This window comes from Streptomyces sp. NPDC056224 (genome assembly GCF_042267665.1).
Lineage (GTDB): Bacteria > Actinomycetota > Actinomycetes > Streptomycetales > Streptomycetaceae > Streptomyces.
In genome coordinates this window covers 55,260-80,723 of the sequence record NZ_JBHJTK010000014.1, presented here as the reverse complement: position 1 = coordinate 80,723, position 25,464 = coordinate 55,260, and the positions used below count along the sequence as shown (strand labels likewise).

Here is a 25,464-nt window from a genome sequence, read left to right as displayed (position 1 = left end):
GCACGGGCTGGCGGAGGCGGCCGCGGAGCGGGTGGAACGTTCCTCCTTCGAGCGCGGCGAGCGGGCGAAGGCCGGTCAGTTCGGCCCGTCGACCGGTTCGAGCGCGCTGACGCGTTCGCGGGCCCGGCTGGACCTGCCGCGCCCGGCGCGCCGGCGGCTGCTGCCGGAGTACGACCCCGAGGCGTTCGGGCGGCTGTCGGAGCGGGTGGCGCGGTTCCTCGGCACGGGCCGGTTCATCGTCTGGATGACGGTCGTCATCATCGTCTGGGTGCTGTGGAACATCTTCGCGCCGCAGGACCTGCGGTGGGACGAGTACCCGTTCATCTTCCTGACGCTGATGCTGTCGCTGCAGGCCTCGTACGCCGCTCCGCTGATCCTGCTCGCGCAGAACCGGCAGGACGACCGGGACCGGGTCAACCTGGAGCAGGACCGCAAGCAGAACGAGCGGTCCATCGCCGACACCGAGTACCTGACGCGGGAGATCGCGGCCCTGCGGATGGGTCTGGGCGAGGTCGCCACGCGTGACTGGATCAGGTCCGAGTTCCAGGACCTGATCAAGGAGATGGACGAGCGGCGGCTATTCCCGCAGGAACGTGACGAAGGCGACCGCTGACGGGCTTTCCTGAGCCGTGCTACCGAGCCGTACCATCGGGGCATGGCTACCGACACAAGCTCCGCCGACGCCGCCGCAGCGCCTGAGCAGGACGCGATCCTCGATGCGCTGGCAACGGTGAACGACCCCGAGATCCACCGGCCGATCACCGAACTCGGCATGGTGAAATCGGTGGAGATCGGCGACGGCGGCGCGGTCGCCGTCACCGTCTACCTGACGGTGTCGGGCTGTCCCATGCGCGAGACCATCACCAAGAACGTCACCGAGGCCGTCGAGCGCGTCGCCGGCGTCACCTCGGTCGAGGTCTCGCTCGACGTCATGAGCGACGAGCAGCGCAAGGAGCTCGCCAGCAGCCTGCGCGGCGGTACCGCCGAGCGCGAGGTTCCCTTCGCCAAGCCGGGCTCGCTGACCCGGGTGTACGCGGTCGCGTCCGGCAAGGGCGGCGTCGGCAAGTCCTCGGTGACGGTCAACCTGGCCGCGGCGATGGCGGCGGACGGCCTGAAGGTCGGTGTCGTCGACGCCGACATCTACGGTCACAGCGTGCCGCGCATGCTCGGTGTGGAAGGCCGCCCGACCCAGGTCGAGAACATGATCATGCCGCCGTCCGCGAACGGCGTGAAGGTCATCTCCATCGGCATGTTCACTCCGGGCAACGCGCCGGTGGTGTGGCGCGGGCCGATGCTGCACCGCGCCCTCCAGCAGTTCCTGGCGGACGTGTACTGGGGCGACCTGGACGTGCTGCTGCTGGACCTGCCGCCGGGCACCGGTGACATCGCGATCTCGGTGGCCCAGCTGGTGCCGAACGCCGAGATCCTGGTCGTCACCACGCCGCAGCAGGCGGCGGCGGAGGTCGCGGAGCGGGCCGGCTCCATCGCCGTGCAGACCCACCAGAAGATCGTCGGCGTCGTCGAGAACATGTCGGGCATGCCGTGCCCGCACTGCGACGAGATGGTGGACGTCTTCGGCTCGGGCGGCGGCCAGAGGGTCGCCGACGGGCTGACGAAGACGGTCGGCGCGACGGTGCCCGTGCTGGGCTCGATCCCGATCGACGTCCGGCTGCGCGAGGGCGGCGACGAGGGCAAGCCCGTCGTGCTCTCCGACCCGGACTCCCCCGCGGGCGCGGCGCTGCGGTCGATCGCGGGCAAGCTGGGCGGCCGCGCGCGCGGTCTGTCGGGCATGTCACTGGGCATCACCCCGCGCAACAAGTTCTGATCCGCACGCACGCGAAGGGGCGCCGCTCGACGAGCGGCGCCCCTTCGCGTTGCCGGCGCGGCCGCTACTCGTACGCCGCCAGGTCGCCGATGACCGAGAAGCCGAGGCCGTACGCGCTCATGCCCCGGCCGTACGCACCGAGGTGCACCCCGCTGCCGGTGGACCCGGCGAGAACCCAGCCGAACTCCGACTCGCGGTAGTGGAACGGGGTCGGCTCCCCGTCCACCGGCAGCGACAGCGTCGACCAGTCCGGCCCGGCGAGGTCGTCCGCGAGTTCCCACGCGGCCTCGGTCTGCTGGTCGAGCCAGTCGCTGCGCAGGGAGTGGTCCATCTGCCCGGGCCAGCTGTAGGCCAGCAGCCCCGACCCGGCCAGCCAGGCGGCCGACGAGACCGAGGTGGCCTCCAGGGTGCCGGTGCCGTCGCCGCTGCGGCGGACCGGGTTGCTCGCGACGGTGACGACCACCGCGAAGCGCTCCTTCTCACCGGTGGCGATCTCGCCCCGGGCGGACGGCTCGTCGCCGTGGCCGGTGGATCCGTGCTCGACGGTGCCGTCGGCGCCGGTGCCGACCTGCATGAGCCAGCGCGGGCCGGTGAAGGCACCGTCCAGCCCGTACCAGGGGAAGTCTGCCGCCAGGAACCCCTCGGCCGTCCGGCGGGCCGCCGGGACGGGAGCGGCGGCCTCCTGGGGCTGCGTGGTGGTCTGCGGTTCCTGCGCGGGTGCGGCGGCGTGGGCGGGAGTCTCGGCGGTCTGCGCCCCTACCCGACTACTGCTCGTCGTCTCCATCTGGCGGCCTCTCGTTCGTGGGGTCCGGAGCCGGCCCTCCCCCTCGCTTCGCTGGGGGGACCCCCACCCGCGGGCGTCCTGGACCCGGACTCATGGAGGATAGCCATCCGATCCCGGATCGCCCGGCAGGGCGCGCGTCAGGTGGCGTCGGCGTCGAAGCGGGCGCGCTGGTCGGAGGCCGGGGCGGCGGGCTTCTTCAGCAGGTCGGAACCGGTGCCGTCGGCGGGCGTGGCGGCCGACGGCAGGTCCGTCTCCTTGCTGTTGACGGCGTCGGTGACGTCGTTCAGCTCCTTGCGGAGATCGAAGCTGCTGCGGATCTCCTTGAGGTCCTCGTTCTCGTTCAGCTGCTTGCGGATGAAGGTCTTCGGGTTCAGGTCCTCGAACTCGAAGTCCTTGAATTCCGGGCCGAGTTCTGAGCGGATGTCCTGCTTGGCACTGTCCGAGAACGCACGGATCTTCCGGATGACGCCCGTCACGTCCTGAATGACCTTGGGCAGTTTGTCCGGGCCGAAAACGAGAATGGCGAGCACCACGATCGTGACGAGTTCGAGTGCGCCTATGTCGTTGAACACCTTGCCGCTCCTCGGCTCTCTTCACTGCGGGCCCGGACCCACGGTACCCCAGTGCCCCTACGAGCCGTTCGCCGATCCGAGGACCACTTCCAGCGTCCGCTCGCGGCCTTCGCGGAGCACGGTCAGCGTCAGCGGATCACCCGGCCGGTGGGCCCTGATCTTGATGATCAGCTCGTCACCGCCGCGCACGCGCTGGCCGTCGACCTTGGTGATCACGTCGCCGGCCTTGACGCCGGCGCGGGCGGCCGGGCCGTCGGCGGTCACGGCCGGCTTGCCGTCCTCGCCCTTGTCCCCGACCCGGGCTCCGTCACCCGTGTACTGCATGTCAAGGGTGACCCCGATGACGGGGTGCGTGGCGCGGCCGGTGCGGATGAGTTCCTCGGCGACGCGCTTGCCCTGGTTGATCGGGATGGCGAAACCGAGCCCGATGGAGCCGCCCTGCCGCGTGGGATCGTCCTTGTCGGCGCCCCGGATCGCGCTGTTGATGCCGACCACGCGGGCCTTGGCGTCGAGGAGGGGGCCGCCGGAGTTCCCGGGGTTGATGGGGGCGTCGGTCTGCAGGGCGTCCACGTAGCTGATGTCGCTGCCGTCGCCCTTGTCGCCGCCCGCGGTGACCGGCCGGCCGGTGGCGCTGATGATGCCGGCGGTGACGGTGTTGGACAGGTCGAAGGGGGCTCCGATGGCCACCACCGGGTCGCCGACCTTCACGTTCTCGGAGTTCCCGAGGCTCAGCGGCTGGAGCCCCCGTACCCCGCTGACCTTGACCACGGCCAGGTCGTACCCGGAGTCGCGGCCCACCAGCTCGGCGGTGACGCTCTCGCCGGTGCTGAAGGTGACCGCTATCTCCTTGGCGTCGGCGACCACGTGGTTGTTGGTCAGGATGTGGCCCTGCTGGTCGAGTACGAAGCCGGTGCCCGTGCTGCTGCTCGACGCGCCCCGCACGTGCAGGGTGACCACGCCGGGGAGCGCCGTGGCCGCGATGCCCGCGACGCTCTCCGGCGCGCGGCCCTTGTCGGCGACGGCCGCCTGGGGCAGCTCCAGGCGGGTGCTGCTCTCCCGCTCGGCGAGCACGCCGAGGTACCCGCCTATCGCGCCGGCCAGCAGGGCGGCACCCGCGGCGAGGGCCGCGACCTGCCACAGCCGGAACCCGCGGGCCCGCCCGCCCCGGTCCACGGCCTGCAACGGCTGGTCGCCCCAGGGGTCGTAACGCACCGCGCGGGCCGCCGCCCGCGCGTCGGCCTCGGTCACGGCCGGGGCTTCGCCGCCGGCCGCGCCCTCGGGCCGCGGGGAGGGGACCCCCTGGCGGAGCGCGTCCGTCGTTCCGTCGGGCCGGCTCCACCACTGTGGAGCCGGGTCGGTCTGCTGCCTGTCGGCCATGGGCGCTCCCCGCGTACCTATCCGCATGTGCCGCAGATTCAACCAGGTCCCCGGTCAGCGCAGCAGCGAGACCGGGCGGGTCGAACTCTGCGCGGAGGGGTGGAGCGGCGGGAGCGGGGTCGCGGCGGTCGACAGGAGGCTCGGTACCCGGGCGGGCGTGGGCGGCAGGTCGCGGACGGACGCGTCGGCCACGGACACGGCGGGGCCGGGCCTGGACGCGGGTGACGGCCCGGCCGGGTGCGTCGTACCCCGCACGTTCGGATCCACGCCGTCCAGCGGCATCGCGCCGCCCAGCGCGATCGCCGCCAGCGACACGGCCCCGGCGGCGACGAAGGCGAACCGGCGGCGGGGCCGGCCCACCTCATGGATCGGGAAGCCTCCCCGCGGCTGCCCGGCGGCCCCCGGCAGCGCGTAGGCGAACGAGGCGAGCGGGTCGTTGCCGGAGAGACCGGCGCGGCCGTGCGGAGCCGCGGAGCCGGACGGTCCCGGCAGCCCCGACGGCCCGTCGAGGCCGCCGCCCGGCAGCCCCTGCAACCGGGCCAGCAGCCCGGCGGACAGCGGCGGCGGCGCACTCTCCACGAACATGGTCTTCAGGCGGCGCTGGGCATCGGCCTCGGCCTTGCACTTGGCACAGGTGGCCAGGTGGGCCAGGACCCGCTCGCGCACGTCATGCGTCAGCTCGCCGTCCACCAGGGCGGCGAGCCGGTCGCCCAGGTGCTGTTCGGCGGGGGAGGGACTGGCTCCGCTCACTCGGCTCCGCCCTCTCTCCCGGCGCCCGGCGCACCCATGGCCACCCCGGCCAGCGCGCGCTGCTCGGCGCGGGCCGCGGGAGAGCGGTGCTTGAGCGCCTTGCGCAGGTGCGAACGGCCCCGGTGGATACGGCTGCGCACGGTACCGAGCTTCACGCCGAGCGTGGCGGCGATCTCCTCGTACGACAGGCCCTCGATGTCGCACAGCACCACGGCCGCGCGGAACTCGGGCGCGAGGGTGTCCAGCGCCTGCTGGACGTCCGCGTCGAAGTGCGTGTCGTGCAGGACCTGCTGCGGGGACGGCTCGCGGCTGGGCAGCCGCTCGGCGGCGTCGTCGGCGAGCGCGTCGAAACGGATCCGCTGCTTGCGGCGGACCATGTCCAGGAACAGGTTCGTGGTGATGCGGTGCAGCCAGCCCTCGAAGGTGCCGGGCGTGTACGTGGACAGCGAGCGGAAGACGCGGACGAAGACCTCTTGGGTCAGGTCCTCGGCATCGTGCTGGTTACCCGTCAGCCGGTAGGCAAGGCGGTAGACCCGCGCACTGTGCGTGCTGACGATCTCCTCCCATGAGGGAGGGGTCCACGCCTGCGAGCCCGCATCGGCGGCAAAGGTCGCGGTGGTTGCGGTGGCGGTGTGGAAGCTGTCAGCGATGTCGGTCACGGATTTCGGCTCACCCGCCGACCAGAAGAGGCGTCTGAACACGCCCCCACGATCCACAGGCGCAGCCGCACCTCCCCTATCGGCTCTGGTGGTGTCCAGTGGAGTCCCTACCATAGCCACCCCCTCTGTCAGCTCGGGATAAGCATTTTTGCAGTATCTTTACGCGATTCTTAAGTCCCGGAGCGGTCCTGGACTGCCGATCTGCCCGGCACCGTCCCTTCTTATCCCGCCCACGCCCTTCACAACGCCCGGTCCCATCTGCGGGTTCCCGACGTCAACGGATACAGTCACCGTTGCGCCAACTATGGGGACAGGAGAGGGTCATTACCGGCAACCGGCAGACGAGCTGGGCGTTCGCCGACGCGTTTGTCGCCGAGGACGACGCTCTGCGATGGGCCCGCGACCGGTCCAGGGAAGCGGGCGTACGCTCCGTCTCCCCCGGCACCGGGGCCGCGCTGCGCCTGCTGGCAGCCACCGCGGACGCCAAGGCGGTGGCCGAGATCGGTACCGGAACCGGCGTCTCCGGCATCCACCTGCTCCACGGGATGCGCCCCGACGGTGTGTTGACCACGGTGGATCCCGAAGCGGACCGGCAGGCCTTCGCCCGCCAGGCCTTCCGCGCCGCGGGCTTCGCGGGCAACCGCGCGCGGTTCATCCCCGGCCGCGCACTGGAGGTACTCCCCCGCCTCGCCGACGGCGGGTACGACCTCGTCTTCTGCGACGGCGACCCGGCCGAGTCCCTCGACTACCTTGCTGAATCGTTGCGCCTGCTGCGCCCCGGCGGGCTGGTGTGCTTCGAGGGGGTCTTCTCCGACGGCCGTACGGTCGACTCCGCGGCCCAGCCGGTGGAGGTGCTGCGCGTCCGCGAACTGCTGCGCAGCGTCCGGGAGAGCCCCGCACTGGAGGCCGCCCTGCTCCCGGTGGGCGACGGGCTGCTGTGCGCCGTGCGGCGCTGACCCGCGCGCCGCACCCCCCGCCTGGACCGCACCCCCGCCTACCCCGCACCCGCCGCGTGCGCTCCGTACGTACGTCTCAGCGCACCAGGGCGAAGGTGAGCGCCGCCGTACCGCCCAGGGCGGAGCCGGCGAGCAGCTGGGCGGCCGTGTGCGCCCGCAGGACCAGTCGCGACCAGCCAACGGCGGCGGCGATCAGCGCCACGGGGAGCGCGGACGGACCGAAGACGAGTGCCAGGATCATCACGGCACCGCCGGCCACCGACATGTGGAGGGATATCTGCCAGCCGATGGTGACCAGCAGGGACGACACGAGGCCGACGAGCATCGCCACGACGAGTGCGCAGACGTCCCCGGGCGCGCCGAGCGCGCGCAGCAGGGTGATCCCGGCGACGACGGAGACCAGGCTCAGGGCCATCGGGACCACGCGCTGGCGCCGCACGCGGATGTGCTGGTCGGTCAGCGCCCCGCGGCGGACGCCGAGCGCGATGATCCCGATCGGGACCACACCGCAGAACAGCGCGGCGAGCAGCCCCCAGCCGAGGCCGGACCACGAGGCGGTGCTGTGCCAGCCGATCAGCAGGAGGAGGGCGACCACCAGGTTCGCCGGTGCCAGGACGTCGGAGAGGACCCGGGCGGCCTTCTGGCGCGGCGTGCAGTCGGCGAAGGCGGGCGGCGCGGGCGGGGAGAACGTCACGGCGTGGCTCCGGAGGGGGAGGGGACGGCCGGAAGCGGAGGGGACGGCCTGGAGGCGACACAACACTGCCCCGGCCGCTGATCGCGGTCGGGGCAGCGCAGAGAATGCAGAACGCAGATGGTGCCGACGATTCAGCCGACGACCTTCTTCAGGGCGTCACCCAGGGCGTCCGCCTCGTCCGGCGTCAGCTCGACGACAAGCCGACCGCCGCCCTCGAGCGGTACGCGCATGACGATGCCCCGCCCCTCCTTGGTGACCTCGAGCGGGCCGTCGCCCGTCCGCGGCTTCATGGCCGCCATGCTCGTTCCCCTTCCTGAAACCAGCTCATCGTCAGCCGACGGCCCCGTTCAGGCGCCTAGTACCCGGCATCGAACACATTGCTTCCCAGCCATTATCCCGCATGTCAGGACCCGATGACCAACATCGCCCGGGAACGGTTGGGCAACGCGCTCGGCCAAAACCACTCATTTCGGGGACCCGCCTGCGATACTGCGCCGCCGCACCCCGCGAACCGCGCCCGCTTTCTTTGACGCACATCACATGTGCGCGTGCGCTCCGGTCCGCCATGCTGGCCCTTGCACCGGCCGGTACCGGCCGGTAGCCATCCCGCGACGAAGGGGGACTCCCTGCCATGGCCGACAGCGTGCTCTACGAAGTGAACGACGGACTCGCGACCATCACGATCAACCGCCCGGACGCGATGAACGCCATGAACACCGAGGCCAAGGTCGCGCTGCGCGACGCGGTCCGGGCGGCGGCCGCGGACACCGGGGTACGGGCCGTCCTGCTCACCGCGGCCGGCGACCGGGCCTTCTGCGTGGGCCAGGACCTCAAGGAGCACATCGGGAACCTGGCGTCGGACCGCGAGACCGGGACCTCGCTCACGATGAACACGGTCTCCGAGCACTACAACCCGATCGTCCGGGCGCTCACGGAGATGCCGAAGCCGGTGGTGGCCGGGGTGAACGGCGTCGCGGCCGGGGCGGGCTTCGGTTTCGCGCTGGCGGCGGACTTCCGCGTCGTCGCCGACACCGCTTCCTTCAACACCGCGTTCACCGGGGTGGCGCTGACCGCCGACTCCGGGGTCTCGTGGACCCTGCCCCGCCTGATCGGTGCCTCCCGCGCCTGTGACCTCCTGCTCTTCCCGCGCTCCCTCAAGGCCCAGGAGGCGTACGAGCTCGGCATCGCCAACCGCCTGGTCCCCTCGGACTCCCTGCACGCCGAGGCGGAGGCCGTGGCCCGCGCGCTGGCGTCCGGCCCCACGGTCGCGTACGCGGCCCTGAAGGAGTCCCTGGCGTACGGGGCCTCCCACTCCCTCGCCGAGGCGCTGGAGCGCGAGGACGTCGTCCAGACCCGCGCGGGAGCCTCTGAGGACCACGCCATCGCCGTCCAGGCCTTCCTCGCCAAGCAGCCGCCGAAGTACCTCGGCCGCTGAGACCGCCGGCCGGGCCGTCGCGGCCCGGCTCAGGCCGGGTCGCGCGAGGTGCAGTCGGTCAGGTGGTCGTTGACCAGCCCGCAGGCCTGCATCAGGGCGTAGGCCGTGGTGGGGCCGACGAAGCGGATGCCGGCCTTCTTCAGGGCCTTGGCCAGGGCGGTGGACTCCGGCGTGACCGCCGGCACCTCGGTGACGGTGCGCGGCGCCGGGCCCGGCTCCTCGGGGGCGTGGGACCAGATCAGGGCGTCCAGCTCGCCCGGCTCCCAGCCGGCCAGGACCTTCGCGTTGGCCAGGGTCGCCTCGATCTTGGCCCGGTTGCGGATGATCCCCTCGTCGGCGAGGAGCCGCTCGGTGTCCGCGGGCCCGAAGTCCGCGACCTCCGCGATCACGAACGAGGCGAACGCCTTGCGGAACCCGTCCCGCCGCCGCAAGATCGTCAGCCACGACAGCCCCGACTGGAAGGCCTCCAGGCACAACCGCTCGTAGAGCGCGTCGTCGCCGTGGACCGGGCGGCCCCACTCGGTGTCGTGGTACGCGACGTACTCCTCCGTGGACAGCGCCCACGGGCACCGCAGCAGCCCGTCCGGGCCCGCCACCGTGCCGGTCACCGCTCACCGCCCTTGGTGAGGTCGACGCTCCCCGCACGGGCCGCGCCCCCGGGGCCCGCCGGGGCGGCCGCCGCGGCCGTCAGCTGCGCGATCCGCGCGTCCCGCTCGGCCAGCTCGGCGGCCAGCCGCTCCAGTACGTCGTCCACCTCGGCCATGCGGTAGCCGCGGGGCGCGACCGGCAGGCGCAGCGCGTCGATGTCCGCCCGTACGACGGGCCGGGTCTCCGGCAGCCCGTCGGCCACCCGGTCCGGCTCCGCTTCCGGCAGGACGGCCTCCGAGCCGCCGCCGATCACCGCCAGGGTGACCGCTGCCACGACCACGACCAGCGCGATCATCAAGAAGAAGAACACGATCAACTCCCCTGAGAGACTCCGGCCACCAGGTTAAGGTCGCAGGCGAGGCGCGTGGGCCGCCGAAGGAGGAAAGAGCAGGATGCTGCGACTGGGCAGGCGCGAGTTCGGCACTCACGAGCCGGTGATCATGGCCATCGTGAACCGGACCCCGGACTCCTTCTACGACCAGGGCGCGACGTTCCGCGACGAGCCGGCGCTCGACCGGGTCGAGCAGGCGGTGGCCGAGGGCGCCGCGATCATCGACATCGGCGGGGTCAAGGCGGGCCCGGGCGAGCACGTGGACGCGGCCGAGGAGGCGCGGCGCACGGTCGGCTTCGTGGCCGAGGTCCGGCGCCGCCACCCGGACGTGGTGATCAGCGTGGACACCTGGCGGCACGAGGTCGGCGAGGCCGTGTGCGAGGCCGGGGCGGACGTGCTGAACGACGCGTGGGGCGGGGTGGACCCCCGGCTGGCGGAGGTCGCGGCGCGCCACGGGGCCGGGCTGGTGTGCACCCACGCGGGCGGGGTCGAGCCGCGGACCCGGCCGCACCGGACCGAGTACGAGGACGTGATGGAGGACATCCTGCGCGTGACGGTCGGCCTGGCGGAGCGGGCGGCCGCGCTGGGCGTCCGCCGCGACGCGATCATGATCGACCCGGGCCACGACTTCGGGAAGAACACCCGCCACTCCCTGGAGGCCACCCGCCGTCTGTCGGAGATGACCGACACCGGCTGGCCGGTCCTGGTCTCGCTCTCCAACAAGGACTTCGTCGGCGAGACCCTCGACAAGCCGGTCAAGGAACGCCTGCTGGGCACCCTGGCCACGACGGCCGTCTCGGCCTGGCTCGGCGCCCAGGTCTACCGCGTCCACGAGGTCGCCGAGACGAAGCAGATCCTGGACATGGTCCGCTCCATCCAGGGCCACCGCCCCCCGGCCGTCGCCCGCCGCGGGCTGGCCTAGGGAGTGGTGAGGGCCCGGGCCGGGGTCGCGGCCGGGCCCGGGCCGGCGGGTCCTACTTGCCGACTTCCTTCGTCACGAGCGCGATCGCCTCGTCCACGTCGTCCGTGACGTGGAAGAGGTACAGGTCCTTCTCCGAGGCCTTGCCCTGCGCGATCACCGTGTTCCTCAGCCAGTCGACCAGACCGCTCCAGTACTCGGTTCCGAACAGCACGATCGGGAAGCGGGTGATCTTCTGGGTCTGGACCAGGGTCAGCGCCTCGAACAGCTCGTCCAGCGTGCCGAGGCCGCCCGGCAGGACCACGAAGCCCTGGCTGTACTTCACGAACATCGTCTTGCGGACGAAGAAGTACCGGAAGTTCAGCCCGAGGTCGACGTGCTCGTTGAGCCCCTGCTCGAAGGGGAGCTCGATGCCGAGCCCGACCGAGATGCCGCTCGCCTCGCGGGCGCCCTTGTTGGCCGCCTCCATCGCGCCCGGACCGCCACCGGTGATCACCGCGAAGCCCGCGTCGACGAGCGCGCCGCCGATCCGCACCCCGGCCTCGTACTCGGGTGAACCGGCAGGCGTGCGGGCCGAGCCGAACACGCTGATCGCGGGCGGCAGCTCGGCGAGCGTGCCGAAGCCCTCGATGAACTCCGACTGGATGCGCAGGACCCGCCAGGGATCGGTGTGCACCCACTCGGAGGGCCCGGCCGAATCCAGCAGCCGCTGGTCCGTCGTGCTGCCGGCCTTGATCTGGCTCCGCCTCCTCAGCACCGGACCGAGCTGCTGCTCCTCGGGCCGGCGCTGAGCGTCCCCGTCAGGATTACGGTGGTTGCCCATGATGTGCTCCCTCCTGCTGATCGTTGGATCAGATTAGGCGCACGAAGTTGACGGGAAGCGGAATTCAGGCGGTCAGCCAGGCGCGGAGTCGTTCCTCGCAGTGCAGGATCGCCTTCGTCTCGACGCGCTCGTCGACCTTGTGGGCCAGCAGGGCGTCGCCCGGCCCGTAGTTCACCGCGGGGACGCCCAGCGCGCTGAAGCGGGAGACGTCCGTCCAGCCGAACTTCGGCATGGCGCGGCCGCCGACGGCCTCCATGAAGGCCGCCGCCGCCGGGTGGGAGAGACCGGGGAGCGCGCCGCCGGAGTGGTCGTCGACCACGAACTCGGCGACGCCGCAGTCCGCGAAGACCTCCCGCACGTGGGCCAGCGCCTCGGCCTCGCTGCGGTCGGGGGCGTAGCGGAAGTTGACCGTCACCGTGCACGCGTCGGGGATGACGTTGTTGGCGACGCCGCCTTCGATGCGCACCGCGTTGAGGCCCTCGTGGTACTCCAGGCCGTCGATGACCGGCTTGCGGGGCTCGTACGCCGCCAGCCTGGCCAGGATCGGGCTCGCCGCGTGGATGGCGTTGGAGCCCATCCAGCTGCGCGCGGAGTGGGCGCGCTCGCCGGCCGTGCGCAGCAGTACGCGCAACGTGCCCTGGCAGCCGCCCTCGACCTCCGCGTCGGAGGGTTCCAGCAGCACCGCGAAGTCGCCGGTCAGCCAGTCGGGGTGGGCCTCGGCGACCTTGCCGAGGCCGTTGAGGTCGGCGGCGACCTCCTCCTGGTCGTAGAAGACGAAGGTGAGGTCCCGGTTCGGCTCGGGGACGGTCGCCGCGATGCGCAGCTGTACGGCGACACCGGACTTCATGTCGGTCGTGCCGCAGCCCCACAGGACGTCGTTCTCGTCGAGGCGGGAGGGGACGTTGTCGGCGATCGGCACGGTGTCGAGGTGGCCGGCGAGTACGACGCGCTCGGCGCGGCCGAGGTGCGTGCGGGCGACGACGTTGTTGCCGAAGCGGTCCACGGTCAGGTGCGGCAGGGCTCGCAGCGCGTGTTCCACGAGGTCGGCGAGTACCTTCTCGTCGCCGCTCACGGAGGGGATGTCGACGAGCCGGGCGGTCAGCTCGGCGGCGTCCTGGGTGAGGTCCAGCTCGGATTCGGGCATGGACCGACCCTAACGCCCGGGCAGGGCCCAAGCCTCTGACGTCCGGCCTCTGGACGCGTCATATGGCTCAAGTACCGTGGGCCGCGTGCCCGAGAACCGTGATCCCCGCCCCCGCCGCCGCAGGCCGCTCCGTGCGGCCGTGGGTCTGCTCGTCCTGCTCGCGGTGGTCGGCTATTTCGCCGTCCAGCGGTACTCCAACGGCGGCGTGGGCGCCCCGTACTGCACGGCCGCCGCGACCGCCGGCGGTGAGCAGGCGTACGAGATGACCCCGGAACAGGCGGCGAACGCGGCGACGATAGCCGCCGTCGGCATCTCCAAGGGGCTGCCGGACCGGGCGGTGACCATCGCGCTGGCGACCGCGATGCAGGAGTCGGCGCTGCGCAATCTCGACCACGGCGACCGGGACTCGCTGGGCCTGTTCCAGCAACGGCCCTCGATGGGCTGGGGCACTCCGGAGCAGATCATGGACCCCGTGTATTCGGCCGACATCTTCTACGAACACCTCGCGGACGTTCCGGGGTACTCGCGGATGCCGCTGACGGTCGCCGCGCAGAAGGTGCAGCGCAGCGGCTTCCCGCAGGCGTACGCGAAGCACGAGTCGGACGCGACGGTCCTGACGGCGGCCTTCGGCGAGAGCGGCACGCTGTCCTGCTCGGGCCCGGCCCCGCTGCGGGGCGATCCGGAGAAGGTGAAGGCGGAGCTGGTACGGGCCTTCGGCAAGGAGGCGCTGGTCGACGGCCGCAGCGGCGCGCCGGCCGGCCGGACGGCCCCGGGCGGGGTCGCGGAGCCCGAGATCAGCCTCCGGCTGAAGCGGGACGGCGGCCCGGCCGAGGTGCGCCGGGGCCGGGCGATGGCGCACTGGGCGGTCGCCCGGTCGCACGAGCTGGGGATCGCCCGGGTCTCGTTCGCGGGCAACGACTGGACCGGCGGGCAGGCCCGGGGCGCGTGGCAGCGGAAGGGCGGGGGCGGCACGTCCGGCGACGGTGGTCCGCAGGCCGCGCCCGACGACGAGGTACGGATCTTCATAGCCCGCTGAGGCCCGGGCAGACGTACGAGCGATCCCTCCTGCGGGGGTGGCCCAAGGAGCTTCCGCGAGGGCCCCGGAAGCACAGAATGCCTGGTGGGCGCGCATCCAATGCGCTTGTCGCGGAAGCCGATTAAACGATGCGTTACACATTCTTTACCTAACGGATCCGCAACTCCACCCGCCCCCTGAGCGGTTGTACATGGCGTACTCAGCCGCTACCGCTTAGGAGCAACATGTCTCTCCCCCTGACCCGTCGCATCGCCCGTGCCGCGCTGCTCGTCGCAGCCGGGGCGGCGCCCGTGGTCGGTGCGGCCGGTGCGGCCAGCGCCGCCGGTCTGGAGTCCGTGCCGCAGCTGGGCGCACTGACCGCCCCGGAGGCCGCCGACGCCTCGGCCGTGACCGGTGTCGCCACGGAGGCCGCGGGTGCCGCGACCGAGGCCCTGCCCGCCGCCGCCCCCGCCGCCGACGTGGCCGGTACCGCGACCGGACTGCTCGGCGGTCTGCCCGCCACGTCGCAGCTGCCGCTGGCCGACGGCGGTCTGCCGGGCGGTCTGCCCGGTGGCCTGCCCGGTGGTCTGCCGCTGGGCGGCTGATCCGCCGCGGGAACACCGAAGGGGCCGGGAGCACGAACTCCCGGCCCCTTCGGGCTGTTCGAGGGCGTCCTCAGCCGAGGCGCTTGACCGCCGCCTCGACGCGCTCGTCGGTGGCGGTGAAGGCGACACGCACGAACCGCGCGCCCGCCTCGCCGTAGAAGTCGCCCGGTGCGACCAGGATGCCCAGGCCCGCGAGGTGGGCGACCGTCTCCCAGCAGGGCTCGTCCCGGGTCACCCAGAGGTAGAGGCTCGCCTCGCTGTGCTCGACGCGGAACCCGTGCGCCTCCAGGGCGCCGCGCAGCGCCGCGCGGCGGGCGGCGTAGCGGCCGCGCTGCTCCTCGACGTGCGCGTCGTCGCCGAGCGCCGCGACGGTGGCCGCCTGCACCGGGGCGGGGGTCATCATGCCGCCGTGCTTGCGGATCTCCAGCAGTTCGCCGAGCACGTCCGCGTCACCGGCGATGAACGCCGCCCGGTAGCCGGCCAGGTTGGACCGCTTGGAGAGCGAGTGGACGGCGACGAGGCCCTCGTACGAACCTGCGCACACGTCGTCGTGGAGGACGGAGACGGGCTCGGCCTCCCAGCCCAGCTCCAGGTAGCACTCGTCGCTGAAGACCAGGATCCCGTGCTCCCGCGCCCAGGCCACGATCCGGATGAGCTCCTCCTTGGGGAGGACCTGCCCGGTGGGGTTGGACGGGGAGTTGAGCCACAGCAGCTTCACGCCGGCCGGGTCGAGCTCCGTGGGGTCGTCGTAGACGACCGCCTCGGCGCCGCACAGCCGCGCACCGACCTCGTACGTCGGGTAGGCGAGCCGGGGGTAGGCGACCTTGTCGCCGGCTCCGAGGCCCAGCTGGGTCGGCAGCCAGGCCACCAGCTCCTTGGAGCCGACGACCGGCAGGACGTTGCGGTGACCGGCGGCGCTCGCGCCGAGGCGCCCGCGCACCCAGCCCGTGATCGCGTCCCGCAGGGCGGGCGTGCCCCAGACGGTCGGGTAGCCCGGGGAGTCCGCGGCGGCGATCAGGGCGCGCTGGATCAGCTCCGGCACCGGGTCCACGGGCGTGCCGACCGACAGGTCGACGATTCCGTCCGCGTGGGCCGCCGCCGTCGCCTTGTACGGCTCCAGCTTGTCCCAGGGGAAGGCGGGAAGACGGTCGGATACTGCGGCCACGGTGGTCTCTGCTCTCTCTGGGTGCTGGACGCGAAGGTCGGGAAAACACCTCGGTCCCGTGCGGCGGGCAGGCCGTACGGGACCGAGTGGCGCTTCTGCCGCGAAAGGTCAGTGCTCGCCGTTGATACCGGCGGGCAGCGCCGCGATGAAGGGGTGGTCGCGCTCGATCAGGCCGAGCTTGGAGGCACCACCGGGCGAACCGAGCTCGTCGAAGAACTCGACGTTCGCCTTGTAGTAGTCCTTCCACTCCTCCGGAGTGTCGTCCTCGTAGAAGATGGCCTCGACCGGGCAAACCGGCTCACAGGCACCACAGTCGACGCACTCGTCCGGGTGGATGTACAAGGACCGCTGGCCCTCGTAGATGCAGTCGACCGGGCACTCTTCGATGCATGCCTTGTCCTTGACGTCGACACAAGGCTCCGCGATGACGTAGGTCACGCTCTCGTTCCTCCTCGGTAGGGCTTTCCATATCGCGCGGGAGCGCGGCGTCGTCGATGCCCGCACCTAGTATCTCCGTTCCCGGGCACGATCCGAACAGGAGGGGCGTACAGAGCTGTGGAAATCACCGCCGGTGGGCTGCTGGAAGTCCGTATTACCCCAGCTGACGTGGGTAAACGAGTCTCTGTGCGACGGGTGGAGCGCGGCCCGGGCGGGGTGCCCGGGTACGCGGACGCGGTAGGGGTTCTCACATCCTGGAACAGGGGTGTGCTGCTGATCACACGAAAGAACGGTCAAACCGTCCGCATCTCGGAATCCTCCCTGGTGGCGGGCAAGGTCGTGCCGCCCGCGCCGGCCCGCCGAAGGGGTCCGGCGGCCTCTTTCGAGGAGCTTTCGCAGGTGGGGGCGCGGTCCTGGCAGCCGCTGGAGAGCGAACCGCTGGGCGGGTGGACGCTGCGGGCGGCCGCCGGATTCACCCGGCGGGCCAATTCGGTGCTGCCCCTCGGCGATCCGGGGATACCGCTGGACGATGCACTCGCGCGAGTGACCTCCTGGTACGCGGAGCGAGGACTTCCGGCGTATGTGCAGGCCGCGACGGGGGCGGCCGGCACCCAGGAGCTGCTGATCGCGGAGCTGGAACGGCGCGGCTGGGCGGCCGAGGTGTCGGCGCAGGTGCGGATCGGGGCGCTCGCGCCGGTGGGCGACGCGGACGCGCCCGCCGCCGGGGACGTCCGCCTGACGCGCGTCCCGGACGAGGAGTGGCTGGGGCGCTACGGGAAGGTCCGCGACCCGGACGTGGCCCGGCGGGTGCTGACCCGGGGCCCGTCGGTGTGGTTCGCGGCGCTGCCCGGGGGCCGGGCCGTCGGGCGGTGCGTGGTGGACGGCCGGTGGGCCGGCTTCGCGGCGGTGACGGTCGACCCCGCGCACCGGCGGCAGGGCCTGGCGACGGCGGTGATGGCGGCGCTGGCGCGGCGGGCGCTGGAGGAGGGCGCGTCGGCGGCGTGGCTCCAGGTGGAGACGGACAATCCGGGGGCGCTGGCCCTGTACGACGGGCTGGGCTTCGCGCTGCACCACACGTACCACCACTACCGGGCGGCGGCGTGAGTCCGGCGGACCGGCGGGAGCGGTTCGCGGCGGAGGCGCGGTCGGAGCGGCCGGACCTGGCGCTGCTGTGCCTGCTGCTGGCGGCGGAGGCGGACCCGGAGCTGGACGAACGTGCCATGGACTGGGCGCAGATCGAGCTGGACCGGCTGGCCGGGATGCTGCCGTTCGGGCTGCGCGGCGGGCGGGCGTGGGCCTCGGCGGTCACGGAGCTGCTGGGCGGACGCCTCGGTTTCCACGGCACCCCGGCGGACTACGACCGGCTGTCCTCCTCGCTGCTGCACGAGGTGCTGCGGCGTCGGCGGGGGCTGCCGATCCTGTTGTCGGTGGTGTGGCTGGAGGTCGCCCGGCGGGCGGGTGCGCCGGTGTACGGGCTGGGGCTGCCGGGGCACTTCGTGGTGGGCTTCGGGGACCCGGAGGAGGGCGTGGTGGTCGACCCGTTCGCGGGCGGCGCGTCCCTGGGCGCGGGGCCCGCGGAGCTGGCGGAGGGGCCGCGCAGGCCGGCCGGCACGCTGGACATCGTGCTGCGGATCCTGAACAACATCCGGGCGTGGGCCTCGGCCCGGCCGGAGCAGTCCGGGGTGGCGCTGTGGGCGCTGGAGCTGTCGCTGCTGCTGCCGTCGCATCCGGCGTCGCTGCGGTTCGAACGGGCGCGGCTGCTGGTGGAACGGGGTTCCTTCCAGGAGGGCGCGGCGGAACTGGAGGCGTACGCCGATGTGGTGGCCGCGGTGGACGGCGACGCGGCGGCCCGTATCCGCGCCGAGGCCCTGTCCGCTCGCGCTCTGCTGAACTGAGCCCCGGCCGCGGCCGCGGTCGCCGCTGCGCGGGGGGCCGCCCTTCCCCACCCGCCCCTCCCCGCAACCGGGCTCTGCGCGGGCCCGGGCCCGGGCCCGCGCCTCACCCCCCCCCCGCCCGCGCCGGGCGGCCCCGGGGGGGGGGGGCCCCCCCCCCCCCCCCCCCCCCCCCCCCCCCCCCGGGGGGGGGGGGGCCGGGGCCCGGCCCCGCGCCGCGATGCCGCAGCTCGAAGGCGCGGGGCCAGGCTCCGGCCCCCGCGCCTCAGCCGCCCGGCACGGCCCGGCCCGGCGGGCGTTCGAGGGGGCTGGGCGGAGCCCCGGTCAGAGCCAGCCCTTCTCGCGGGCCGTGCGGACGGCTTCGGCGCGGTTGCGGGCCGCGAGCTTCTGGATCGCCGTCGAGAGGTAGTTGCGGACCGTGCCCTGGGACAGGTGGAGGCGGGTCGCCAGTTCCGCGTTCGTCGCGCCCGACTCCGCCGCCCGCAGGACCTCCCGCTCCCGGTCCGTCAGCGGGTTCGCGCCCTCCGCCAGGGCCGCGGCGGCCAGTGTGGGGTCGATGACGCGCTCCCCCGCCAGGACCTTGCGCACGGCGGCCGCCAGCTGCGCGGCCGGCGCGTCCTTGACCAGGAAGGCGGAGGCGCCCGCCTCCATCGCCCCGCGCAGGTAGCCGGGGCGGCCGAAGGTGGTCAGGATGACGATCCGGATCGCGGGGTGGGCGGCGCGCAGGGCCGCGGCCGCCTCGATGCCCGTCATGCCCGGCATCTCTATGTCCAGCAGCGCGACGTTCACGTCGTGCGCGCCCGCCGCCGTCACCACCTCGTCGCCGCGTGCGACCTGGGCCAGTACCTCGATGTCCGGTTCCAGGCCGAGGAGCGCGGCCAGGGCCTCGCGGACCATCGACTGGTCCTCCGCCAGGAGGATGCGGATGGGGCGTGGGGTCATGATCCTGATCCTAGGTCCAGCGGGACACGGGCCGTGAGGGCGAAGCCGGCCTTGCCCACCGGGCCGGCCGACAGGGTGCCGCCGACCGCCTCCAGGCGTTCCGTCAGGCCCGTCAGGCCGTTGCCGGGCAGACCCGGGCCGCCCGCGCCGTCGTCCGACACCGTCAGCTCGGCCACCGGGCCCGCGAGCGTCTGGCGGGTCTCCAGCGTGACCCGGCAGCGTTTGGCCCCGCTGTGCCGGACCACGTTGGTCACCGCCTCGCGCAGCGACCACGCCAGCGCCGACTCCGCCGCCTCCGGAAGCCCGTCCCGCGACTGCGCCGGGACGTCCGCCACCACGCCCGCCGCGGCCAGCGCCGTCCGGGCGCCCGCGAGTTCGCCGGGCAGGGTGGGCCGCCGGTAGCCACTCACCGCTTCGCGCACGTCGACCAGCGCCTGCCTGCTGACCCGCTCGATGTCCGCCACCTGCTGGGCGGCGGCCTCGGGCCGTCCGGGCAGCATGCGGCCCGCCAGCTCGCTCTTCAGCGTGATCAGCGACAGCGAGTGGCCCAGCAGGTCGTGCAGGTCGCGGGCCAGCCGCAGGCGCTCCTCGTTGGCCGCGAGCTGCGCGACCGTGGCCCGGGCCTCGCGCAGTTCGATGGTGGTCCGGATCATCGCCCGGATGCCGACCATCGCGAAGCCGCCCATCAGGGCCGGGATCAGCAGGCCCGCCAGGTAGTCGTCCCCGCCCGGTACCGCGTAGGCCGTGGCCGTCAGCAGCGCGGTCGCGCCCGGGACCGTCCAGCGGGAGATCTCCCCGGGCAGGGCGGCGCCGGAGGAGATGGACACGTAGACGAAGAGCACGAGCCATTCGCGGCCCAGCGTCAGCGACAGGATCGTGGCCTGGGCGGAGAGCACCGCCAGCGAGAGCAGGACCCGGCGGACCGCCATCTGCCGGACGGTGCGGAAGACCAGCACCAGGTACCAGGCGACGAAGGCCGCGAGGCCCAGGCCGCCGAGCAGCCTGACGCCGGGGCTGTGCCCGCCGTGGATCAGGTCGGTGACGGGTGCGCTCAGGTAGAAGAGCCAGATGCTGATCCAGAGCGCCTTCACCAGCTTCTGGCGGCGGTTCTCCGGCGGCCTGCCGATCCCCGTGCGGTCGTCGTGCTCCTGCGTCAGCGCCACTGGATCAGGCCTTCATCGAGTCCTTGCGGTACAGCCAGGCGGCGGCACCGGTGAACAGTACGAAGTACACGGCGAGGATCGCCACGTCCTCGGCCCGGGGGGCGCGGCCGAGCTCGATGGCCTGGCCGAGGCCCGCGTAGGCGTGGGTGGGGAGCCAGCTCGCGACGGTCTGGAGCCACTGCGGGAAGTTCGCGGTGGGCATCCACAGGCCGCCGAGGATCGACAGGCCGAAGTAGAAGAGCATCGTGAGGGGGCGGACGTTGTCCCCGGTCGCCAGGTATCCGATGGCGACGCCGAGCGCGGCGAAGACGAGGCTGCCGGCCCAGATCGCACCGGTGAGGGCGAGCCACTGCCAGGCGGCGAACCGTACGTCCTTCGCGGCGGCCGCCACCGCGAAGACGGTCAGGATGGACGGGAGCGAGAGCACGCCCGCGCCGGCCGTCTTGGCGAGGACGTAGCCGCGGCCGGGCAGGGCGGTCAGCCGGAGCTGGCGGACCCAGCCCTGCTCGCGCTCCTTGGCGATGCGCTCGCTGTTGCCCACCAGGACGGCGGTCAGGGCGCCGAAGGAGGCCATGGCGACCATGTAGAAGGCGGGCATGGTCAGTTCGGTGCCCATGACCTTCGTCGTGCCGTCCAGGGTGCCGCCGAGCATCAGGAAGAGGGCGGCCGGGTAGAGCACGGTGAAGAAGAGGTACTTCTTGTTGCGCAGGGCGCGGGTGATCTCGAGCTTGATCAGGGGGATCGTGGAGATGTTCAGCACTTCGAGGCCTCCTCGGTGAGGGCGATGAAGGCCTGTTCCAGGCCGAGGCCCGCGACCTCCAGGTTGCGGGGGTAGACCCCGAGCGCGTAGACCGCGTGCACGGTCGCGTCGGCGTCACGGGACTGGAGCCGCACGGTCGCGCCGTGCCGCTCGTAGCCGGTGAGGGCGGGCAGGGCGCGGAGCACCTGCTCGTCCACGGCGTCCTGGCCGTCCAGGTCGAAGCAGATCTTCCGGGCGCCGGCCCGTGCCTTGATCTCGGCGGCGGTGCCGTCGGCGAGCAGCCGGCCGTTGGCCAGCACCAGTACCCGGTCGGCGATCGCGTCCGCCTCTTCCAGGTAGTGCGTGGCGAACAGGACGGTGCGGCCCTGGGCGGCCTGTTCCCGCATGGTGGCCCAGAAGGCCTGCCGGGAGGTCACGTCCATGCCGGTGGTCGGCTCGTCCAGCACGATCAGGTCGCTGTGTCCGGCGGTGGCGAGGGCGAAGCGGACGCGCTGTTGCTGGCCGCCGGAGAGCTTGTTGACCGTCCGGTCGGCGATGCCGTCGACTCCGGCGCGGGTCAGCACCTCGTCCACCGGGTACGGGCGGGGGTGCAGGGAGCAGCCGAGGGCCACGATCTCGCGTACGGTCACGTCCTCCATCAGGCCGCCGCTCTGGAGCATCGCGCCGACGCGGCCGGCGGTGACGGCCTCGCGCGGGGTGGTGCCGAAGAGCCGGACGGAGCCGGTGTCGGCGGGGCGCAGGCCGAGCAGGAGGTCGAGGGTGGAGGACTTTCCGGCGCCGTTGGGGCCGAGGAGTGCGACGGTCTCGCCCGGGTGGAGTGAGAGGGAGAGGCCGTCGACCGCCCGGACGGTGCCGTAGCTCTTGGTCACGTTCTCGAAGCTCACCACGGTGCCGGTGGTGGGCTGCGCGGTGCGTGTCGCGGTCGTCGTCATGGCCCAAGATTCGCCCGTACGGGGACGTGCGCGGCAGTGTCGACCGTCGTGGGTGCCGCATGACGGATGTCATGCGCCGGACATGACGGTGCCCCCGCCCGGGTGGGGCGGGGGCAGCGTCCGGGGGTTCAGCTCGCGTTGGTGTCGATGACCACGGTCCGCTCGGCCGCCGTCTTGCCGCGCAGGGCCTTGACGAGGGCGCCGGCGACGTCCTGCGGGGTGACGGGGGTCTTGGAGCCGTCGCCGCGGGTGATCAGGACGCCGTCGAACGCGTTCCCGTAGGTCTGCTTGAGGGCTTCCAGGTCGAACTTCTCGACGAGGTGACCGTCGACCGGCTGCATGCTGAGGATGCGGGGCAGGGACTTGCTGCCGAAGGGGATGGACTTGGTGCCGGCCTTGACCGTGGCGTTGGCGGACATCGCGGGTTCGGCGAAGTCCTTCATGGCCCGGTCGAGTTCGGCCTGGTCGATGACCGGGCCCTTGGTGGTGACCGGCAGCTCGGGCACGGTCGGCTTGCCGGTGGCCACCATGTCGCGGAAGGCCTTGGTGACCAGCTCGGCAGAGGCGTCCACGTCCAGGGTGGTGCCGGGGGCGCCGGGGACGGCCACGGCCTTGCCGGTGTCGAACTTGATGGTGCCCTCGGTGGCCGAACCGGAGGTGCCCGCGAGCTCCTGGAGGGCGACCTGGAGCTTCTCCTCGTCGACCGGCAGCACGGCGTCGGCCTTGCGCTCGTTGCCGAGGAGGGAGCCGATGACGGTGATCGGGTTGTAGTCGCTGCCGGCCGCGTTGCGGACGGTGGTCTGGCTGTCGAGGGTCAGGCCGGCCTTCTCGGGCTTCAGCTCGACCTGCTTGCCGCCGACGCTGAGCTGGAGCGGGGCGGCTGCGCGGCTGCCGAAGGCCGTCTGGAGCTTGGCCGCGGCCTCGTCGCGGCTGCCGCTGATGTCGACGCCGAGGACGGTGGTGCCCTTGGGGACGTCGGAGTGGTTCAGGAGCAGCCCGGCGCCGTAGGCCACGCCGAAGAGGGCCACGACGGCGCCGCCGAGGAGGACCAGCTTGGAGCGGCCCTTCCTGGCCGGCGCCGCGGCCTTGGCGGGCGCGGCCTTCTGCTGCTGGGGCGCGGGGCGCGGGACGGCCGGAGCGGGCGTCGGGACCGGGGTCGGCTCACGGCCCGCCTCGGGTCCGGGCCAGCGCGGCTCCTCCTCGGCGGGGCGGCCGCCGACGGGACCGCCGACGGGACCGGTGCCGAAGCCGGGGCCGCCCGTGGGGCCGGGGTAGCCGTCGCCCTGGCTGTCGTAGACCGGGAACGCCTCGGTGACGGGGCCGGAGTCGTCCTGGCCGCTCCCGTACGCCGGGAAGCCCTGGGTCGATCCCACGCCGGGGCCGCCCGGGGCCGGGGAGAAGCCCGGGCCGTAGTCCACGACCGGCGGGGGCCCTGTGCGCGGCGGCGCGAAGGCCGCTTCGGGCACCGGCGGGGCCTGGGTGCGCGCGGGCGGCGGGAAGCCGGCGCCCGGCACGGGTCCGGGCGGCGGAGTCTGCTCCCGGACGGGCAGCGGCGGGGCGGACGCGGGCGCCGGGGCGGACGCCTTGCGGGGGGCGAACCAGTTGCTGGCCGGCTCCTCCGCCTCGCCCGCGCCCTGGGCGGGGGCCGGCTCCTGCTCGGCCTCGATCCGGGTCGGCACGGGCTTCGGCCGCTGCGCGAGCGGGGGCTCGGGCGCCCGCCCGGCCGTCGGCTCGGATGCCTGCTGCGGCGTCGGCCGCGCGTCCGGCGCGGCGCCGGCCGCTGCGGAGCCGCTGCCCATCGCCTTGCGTACGACCACGGGCGGGATCGGCCGCGAACCCGGGATGTTGATCCGGATCCGGGTCGTCAGGGTCGTCTCGGTCTTGGGCCCGTCGGAATCGGGCGTGGACGGCTTCGAGGTCACAGAGTCCTCCTCCGGGGCGGTCGACGCGCCGGGCCCAGGTGGCACAGTCGTGGACGGATACTGGCCGGTTCCATACGGCGGCGTACCCGAGGGGTATGCGGCTCCTCCGCGCCCGTTGGGCCCGGAGGACGAACTGTCAGTTTCACGACTCAAGGCAGGTTCTCCCGGTTGGCTCCGCCGCCCGTCATACCGTGCGCGGGCAGCTCGGCGGCCCGTCCACCATACTGGCCGTCGCCGCCGCGCAACTGACCCGCGGGAATCACTGGTTCCTCATAGGCCCCGCCAAACCCCCCTGAAGCGGCCCTTCGGCCCCCGTGCGCGGACATCGCGCCGGCTCTCTAAGGAGTCCGACACCACGTCACTTGGCAGGCCGCGCGGCCGAAACCGGCCGATCCAGCGGACCGCGCATCGTGGCGCACATCACAGCGAACACCGTTCCACCCAAAAGGTAGGCGTACAGGCCGATTCCGGACGAACTGAGGAGGAAGTCCCCCTCAGGGCGCGGAGCGCCGAGCAGCACGTACGCGAGGAACCAGCCGACCGCGGCGCCGCCCACCCCGAGTCCGGTCCCGAGCGCGATCCTGCCGCCGAGGAACAGCCCGAAGGTCGCCAGCAGCGCGAGGAGCAGGCCGCCGGGGAACCACAGGTCCACCACCAGCCAGCCTGCCGTGCCGGTCAGCGCACCCGCCACCAGCAGGCCCAGGCAGCCGGCGATCCGCGCCGGGGTCAGTGCCGCGCTCATGCGTCCACCCCCGCGAACAGGTCGTGCTCGCGCTCGCCCGCCGGTGCGCCCGGGCGGCCCTCCACGAGCTCGTAGTACTCCCGCGCGAACAGCGGCTGCGCCAGGTCGTTGGAGAGGGCGAAGAAGGGCCCGTCCACGGCGATCTGGGTGGCGTGGGCGCGCATGGCGGACGCCTTCGCCGCCACGAACCGCTCCTCGGCGCCGATCTCCGCGGTGATCCGCTCGTCCGGGACGACACCCGGCACGTCCTGCGGCGAGGCCAGCCCCGGGAAGGGCGCCGCGCCTGCGGCCTCCCTCAGCCTGGCGAAGCCCTCCTCGACCACGGAGAGCGGGACGCGGTTCCAGTAGATCTTCCCGACCGCGTGCGGCTCGCCGAGATCGCGCCGGAACGCGCCCTCCGCGGCGAGTTCGGCCGCGCGCATGGCGACCCGGTGCGCCTGGATGTGGTCGGGGTGCCCGTAACCGCCGTTCGGGTCGTAGGTGACGAGCACCTGCGGACGCACCTCCCGGATCACCTCCACGAGGTGGGCGGCGGCCTCGTCCACGTCGGCGGACCAGAAGGCCTCCGGGCGGTGGTTCTGCGGGGCGCCCATCATCCCGGAGTCCCGGAAGCGGCCGGGGCCACCGAGGAACCGGTGGTCGACGACGCCCAGTTCGGCCATGGCGGCGGCGAGTTCGCCGACGCGGTGGGCGCCGAGGCTGTCGTCGCGGTCGGCCGCGAGGTGGGCGAGCGCGGGCGGGATGACCTCCCCCTCCTCACCGAGGGTGCAGGTCACCAGGGTGACGTGGGCACCCTCGGCCGCGTACTTGGCCATGGTGACGCCGTTGTTGATCGACTCGTCGTCCGGGTGCGCGTGCACGAGGAGCAGACGACGGGCGGGAAGACCGTTCATGGCGCCTAGCGTCTCAGATCGGGCGAGTGATCCCGAGCCGGACGTGGGCTCCGGTTCGAGGATGCGTGCCCGTCGTGG

At 73.1% G+C, this 25,464-nt stretch carries 29 protein-coding genes; 9 read left to right on the top strand and 20 right to left on the bottom strand.

The features are described from left to right. The first annotated feature begins 7 nt into the window (after nucleotides 1–7). Together ACFCZ1_RS18830 and ACFCZ1_RS18825 are read left to right on the top strand one after the other, a co-directional pair. Nucleotides 8–613 (top strand): DUF1003 domain-containing protein, encoded by a 606-nt coding sequence (locus ACFCZ1_RS18830; protein WP_376679448.1) that lies wholly within the window; start codon nucleotides 8–10, stop codon nucleotides 611–613. Between the two features lie 42 nt (nucleotides 614–655). Further along, on the top strand, nucleotides 656–1,825 hold the full coding sequence (locus tag ACFCZ1_RS18825) for an Mrp/NBP35 family ATP-binding protein (protein WP_376679389.1): 1,170 nt from the start codon (nucleotides 656–658) through the stop codon (nucleotides 1,823–1,825). 64 nt (nucleotides 1,826–1,889) lie between these two features. Here ACFCZ1_RS18825 and ACFCZ1_RS18820 read toward each other — a convergent pair whose 3' ends face one another. The 5 genes from ACFCZ1_RS18820 to sigE form a co-directional block, all read right to left on the bottom strand. Next, on the bottom strand, nucleotides 1,890–2,609 hold the full coding sequence (locus ACFCZ1_RS18820) for a hypothetical protein (protein ID WP_376679388.1): 720 nt from the start codon (nucleotides 2,607–2,609) through the stop codon (nucleotides 1,890–1,892). Between the two features lie 137 nt (nucleotides 2,610–2,746). Further along, entirely contained in the window at nucleotides 2,747–3,181 is a 435-nt protein-coding gene (locus ACFCZ1_RS18815) for a sec-independent translocase (RefSeq protein ID WP_376679387.1), read from the bottom strand. Between the two features lie 57 nt (nucleotides 3,182–3,238). Continuing rightward, nucleotides 3,239–4,558: a S1C family serine protease gene (locus ACFCZ1_RS18810; RefSeq protein ID WP_376679386.1), complete on the bottom strand. Its 1,320-nt coding sequence runs from the start codon at nucleotides 4,556–4,558 to the stop codon at nucleotides 3,239–3,241. A 54-nt stretch (nucleotides 4,559–4,612) separates the two neighbouring features. Beyond that, on the bottom strand, nucleotides 4,613–5,308 hold the full coding sequence (locus tag ACFCZ1_RS18805; protein ID WP_376679385.1) for a zf-HC2 domain-containing protein: 696 nt from the start codon (nucleotides 5,306–5,308) through the stop codon (nucleotides 4,613–4,615). Next, nucleotides 5,305–6,081, bottom strand: a complete 777-nt coding sequence (gene sigE / locus ACFCZ1_RS18800; protein WP_376679384.1) for an RNA polymerase sigma factor SigE — start codon at nucleotides 6,079–6,081, stop codon at nucleotides 5,305–5,307. The genes ACFCZ1_RS18805 and sigE overlap by 4 nt, the downstream gene beginning before the upstream one ends. A 179-nt stretch (nucleotides 6,082–6,260) precedes the next feature. On the opposite strand from sigE, the gene ACFCZ1_RS18795 reads away from it, so the two are divergent. Beyond that, on the top strand, nucleotides 6,261–6,923 hold the full coding sequence (locus tag ACFCZ1_RS18795) for an O-methyltransferase (protein WP_376679383.1): 663 nt from the start codon (nucleotides 6,261–6,263) through the stop codon (nucleotides 6,921–6,923). Between the two features lie 76 nt (nucleotides 6,924–6,999). Here ACFCZ1_RS18795 and ACFCZ1_RS18790 read toward each other — a convergent pair whose 3' ends face one another. Together ACFCZ1_RS18790 and ACFCZ1_RS18785 are read right to left on the bottom strand one after the other, a co-directional pair. Beyond that, entirely contained in the window at nucleotides 7,000–7,617 is a 618-nt protein-coding gene (locus tag ACFCZ1_RS18790) for a hypothetical protein (RefSeq protein WP_376679382.1), read from the bottom strand. 131 nt (nucleotides 7,618–7,748) lie between these two features. Further along, complete coding sequence (locus ACFCZ1_RS18785; RefSeq protein WP_003966491.1) at nucleotides 7,749–7,916, bottom strand: DUF3117 domain-containing protein; 168 nt, start codon at nucleotides 7,914–7,916, stop codon at nucleotides 7,749–7,751. Between the two features lie 332 nt (nucleotides 7,917–8,248). Between ACFCZ1_RS18785 and ACFCZ1_RS18780 the strand changes: the two genes are divergently transcribed. Then, nucleotides 8,249–9,052 carry an enoyl-CoA hydratase/isomerase family protein gene (locus tag ACFCZ1_RS18780; protein ID WP_376679381.1) on the top strand — a complete coding sequence of 268 codons (804 nt, stop codon included), beginning with the start codon at nucleotides 8,249–8,251 and terminating at the stop codon, nucleotides 9,050–9,052. A gap of 29 nt (nucleotides 9,053–9,081) precedes the next feature. Here the strand turns inward: ACFCZ1_RS18780 and ACFCZ1_RS18775 are convergent, their stop codons facing one another. Together ACFCZ1_RS18775 and ACFCZ1_RS18770 are read right to left on the bottom strand one after the other, a co-directional pair. After that, a complete protein-coding gene (locus tag ACFCZ1_RS18775) occupies nucleotides 9,082–9,660 on the bottom strand; it encodes a DNA-3-methyladenine glycosylase I (RefSeq protein ID WP_376679380.1) in 579 nt (192 codons plus the stop codon). Beyond that, nucleotides 9,657–10,016 (bottom strand): DivIVA domain-containing protein, encoded by a 360-nt coding sequence (locus ACFCZ1_RS18770; protein WP_376679379.1) that lies wholly within the window; start codon nucleotides 10,014–10,016, stop codon nucleotides 9,657–9,659. Before ACFCZ1_RS18770 ends, ACFCZ1_RS18775 begins: the two co-directional genes overlap by 4 nt. A gap of 76 nt (nucleotides 10,017–10,092) precedes the next feature. Here ACFCZ1_RS18770 and folP point away from each other — a divergent pair, with 76 nt between their 5' ends. Next, a complete protein-coding gene (folP, locus tag ACFCZ1_RS18765; protein ID WP_376679378.1) occupies nucleotides 10,093–10,953 on the top strand; it encodes a dihydropteroate synthase in 861 nt (286 codons plus the stop codon). A gap of 52 nt (nucleotides 10,954–11,005) precedes the next feature. On the opposite strand, the gene ACFCZ1_RS18760 is transcribed toward folP, so the two are convergent. Further along, complete coding sequence (locus ACFCZ1_RS18760; RefSeq protein ID WP_376679377.1) at nucleotides 11,006–11,773, bottom strand: TIGR00730 family Rossman fold protein; 768 nt, start codon at nucleotides 11,771–11,773, stop codon at nucleotides 11,006–11,008. Between the two features lie 64 nt (nucleotides 11,774–11,837). Continuing rightward, a complete protein-coding gene (gene dapE, locus ACFCZ1_RS18755; protein WP_376679376.1) occupies nucleotides 11,838–12,917 on the bottom strand; it encodes a succinyl-diaminopimelate desuccinylase in 1,080 nt (359 codons plus the stop codon). Between the two features lie 85 nt (nucleotides 12,918–13,002). Between dapE and ACFCZ1_RS18750 the strand changes: the two genes are divergently transcribed. Further along, nucleotides 13,003–13,953: a hypothetical protein gene (locus ACFCZ1_RS18750; protein WP_376679375.1), complete on the top strand. Its 951-nt coding sequence runs from the start codon at nucleotides 13,003–13,005 to the stop codon at nucleotides 13,951–13,953. A gap of 224 nt (nucleotides 13,954–14,177) precedes the next feature. Continuing rightward, a complete protein-coding gene (locus ACFCZ1_RS18745) occupies nucleotides 14,178–14,537 on the top strand; it encodes an ATP-binding protein (RefSeq protein ID WP_376679374.1) in 360 nt (119 codons plus the stop codon). A 70-nt stretch (nucleotides 14,538–14,607) separates the two neighbouring features. On the opposite strand, the gene dapC is transcribed toward ACFCZ1_RS18745, so the two are convergent. Next, on the bottom strand, nucleotides 14,608–15,702 hold the full coding sequence (gene dapC / locus ACFCZ1_RS18740; RefSeq protein ID WP_376679373.1) for a succinyldiaminopimelate transaminase: 1,095 nt from the start codon (nucleotides 15,700–15,702) through the stop codon (nucleotides 14,608–14,610). Between the two features lie 108 nt (nucleotides 15,703–15,810). Next, complete coding sequence (fdxA, locus tag ACFCZ1_RS18735; protein ID WP_030713714.1) at nucleotides 15,811–16,140, bottom strand: ferredoxin; 330 nt, start codon at nucleotides 16,138–16,140, stop codon at nucleotides 15,811–15,813. A 117-nt stretch (nucleotides 16,141–16,257) separates the two neighbouring features. Here fdxA and ACFCZ1_RS18730 point away from each other — a divergent pair, with 117 nt between their 5' ends. Together ACFCZ1_RS18730 and ACFCZ1_RS18725 are read left to right on the top strand one after the other, a co-directional pair. After that, a complete protein-coding gene (locus ACFCZ1_RS18730; RefSeq protein ID WP_376679372.1) occupies nucleotides 16,258–17,244 on the top strand; it encodes a GNAT family N-acetyltransferase in 987 nt (328 codons plus the stop codon). After that, nucleotides 17,241–18,035, top strand: a complete 795-nt coding sequence (locus ACFCZ1_RS18725) for a transglutaminase-like domain-containing protein (protein WP_376679371.1) — start codon at nucleotides 17,241–17,243, stop codon at nucleotides 18,033–18,035. Before ACFCZ1_RS18730 ends, ACFCZ1_RS18725 begins: the two co-directional genes overlap by 4 nt. A gap of 321 nt (nucleotides 18,036–18,356) precedes the next feature. Here ACFCZ1_RS18725 and ACFCZ1_RS18720 read toward each other — a convergent pair whose 3' ends face one another. The 7 genes from ACFCZ1_RS18720 to mshB form a co-directional block, all read right to left on the bottom strand. Then, the gene (locus tag ACFCZ1_RS18720; RefSeq protein ID WP_376679370.1) at nucleotides 18,357–18,974 is read right to left on the bottom strand and encodes a response regulator; all 618 of its coding nucleotides are present in this window, start codon (nucleotides 18,972–18,974) and stop codon (nucleotides 18,357–18,359) included. Continuing rightward, on the bottom strand, nucleotides 18,971–20,137 hold the full coding sequence (locus ACFCZ1_RS18715; RefSeq protein WP_376679369.1) for a sensor histidine kinase: 1,167 nt from the start codon (nucleotides 20,135–20,137) through the stop codon (nucleotides 18,971–18,973). The genes ACFCZ1_RS18720 and ACFCZ1_RS18715 overlap by 4 nt, the downstream gene beginning before the upstream one ends. Nucleotides 20,138–20,141: 4 nt before the next feature. Beyond that, nucleotides 20,142–20,897, bottom strand: a complete 756-nt coding sequence (locus tag ACFCZ1_RS18710; RefSeq protein WP_376679368.1) for an ABC transporter permease — start codon at nucleotides 20,895–20,897, stop codon at nucleotides 20,142–20,144. Further along, nucleotides 20,891–21,829 carry an ABC transporter ATP-binding protein gene (locus ACFCZ1_RS18705; RefSeq protein WP_376679367.1) on the bottom strand — a complete coding sequence of 313 codons (939 nt, stop codon included), beginning with the start codon at nucleotides 21,827–21,829 and terminating at the stop codon, nucleotides 20,891–20,893. The genes ACFCZ1_RS18710 and ACFCZ1_RS18705 overlap by 7 nt, the downstream gene beginning before the upstream one ends. Before the next feature lie 128 nt (nucleotides 21,830–21,957). After that, nucleotides 21,958–23,751, bottom strand: coding sequence for a peptidoglycan binding domain-containing protein (locus ACFCZ1_RS18700; RefSeq protein WP_376679366.1), 1,794 nt, complete (start codon nucleotides 23,749–23,751; stop codon nucleotides 21,958–21,960). A 358-nt stretch (nucleotides 23,752–24,109) separates the two neighbouring features. Continuing rightward, complete coding sequence (locus ACFCZ1_RS18695) at nucleotides 24,110–24,493, bottom strand: DUF6113 family protein (protein ID WP_376679365.1); 384 nt, start codon at nucleotides 24,491–24,493, stop codon at nucleotides 24,110–24,112. Then, on the bottom strand, nucleotides 24,490–25,386 hold the full coding sequence (gene mshB / locus ACFCZ1_RS18690; RefSeq protein WP_376679364.1) for an N-acetyl-1-D-myo-inositol-2-amino-2-deoxy-alpha-D-glucopyranoside deacetylase: 897 nt from the start codon (nucleotides 25,384–25,386) through the stop codon (nucleotides 24,490–24,492). The genes ACFCZ1_RS18695 and mshB overlap by 4 nt, the downstream gene beginning before the upstream one ends. Between the last annotated feature and the right edge of the window lie 78 nt (nucleotides 25,387–25,464).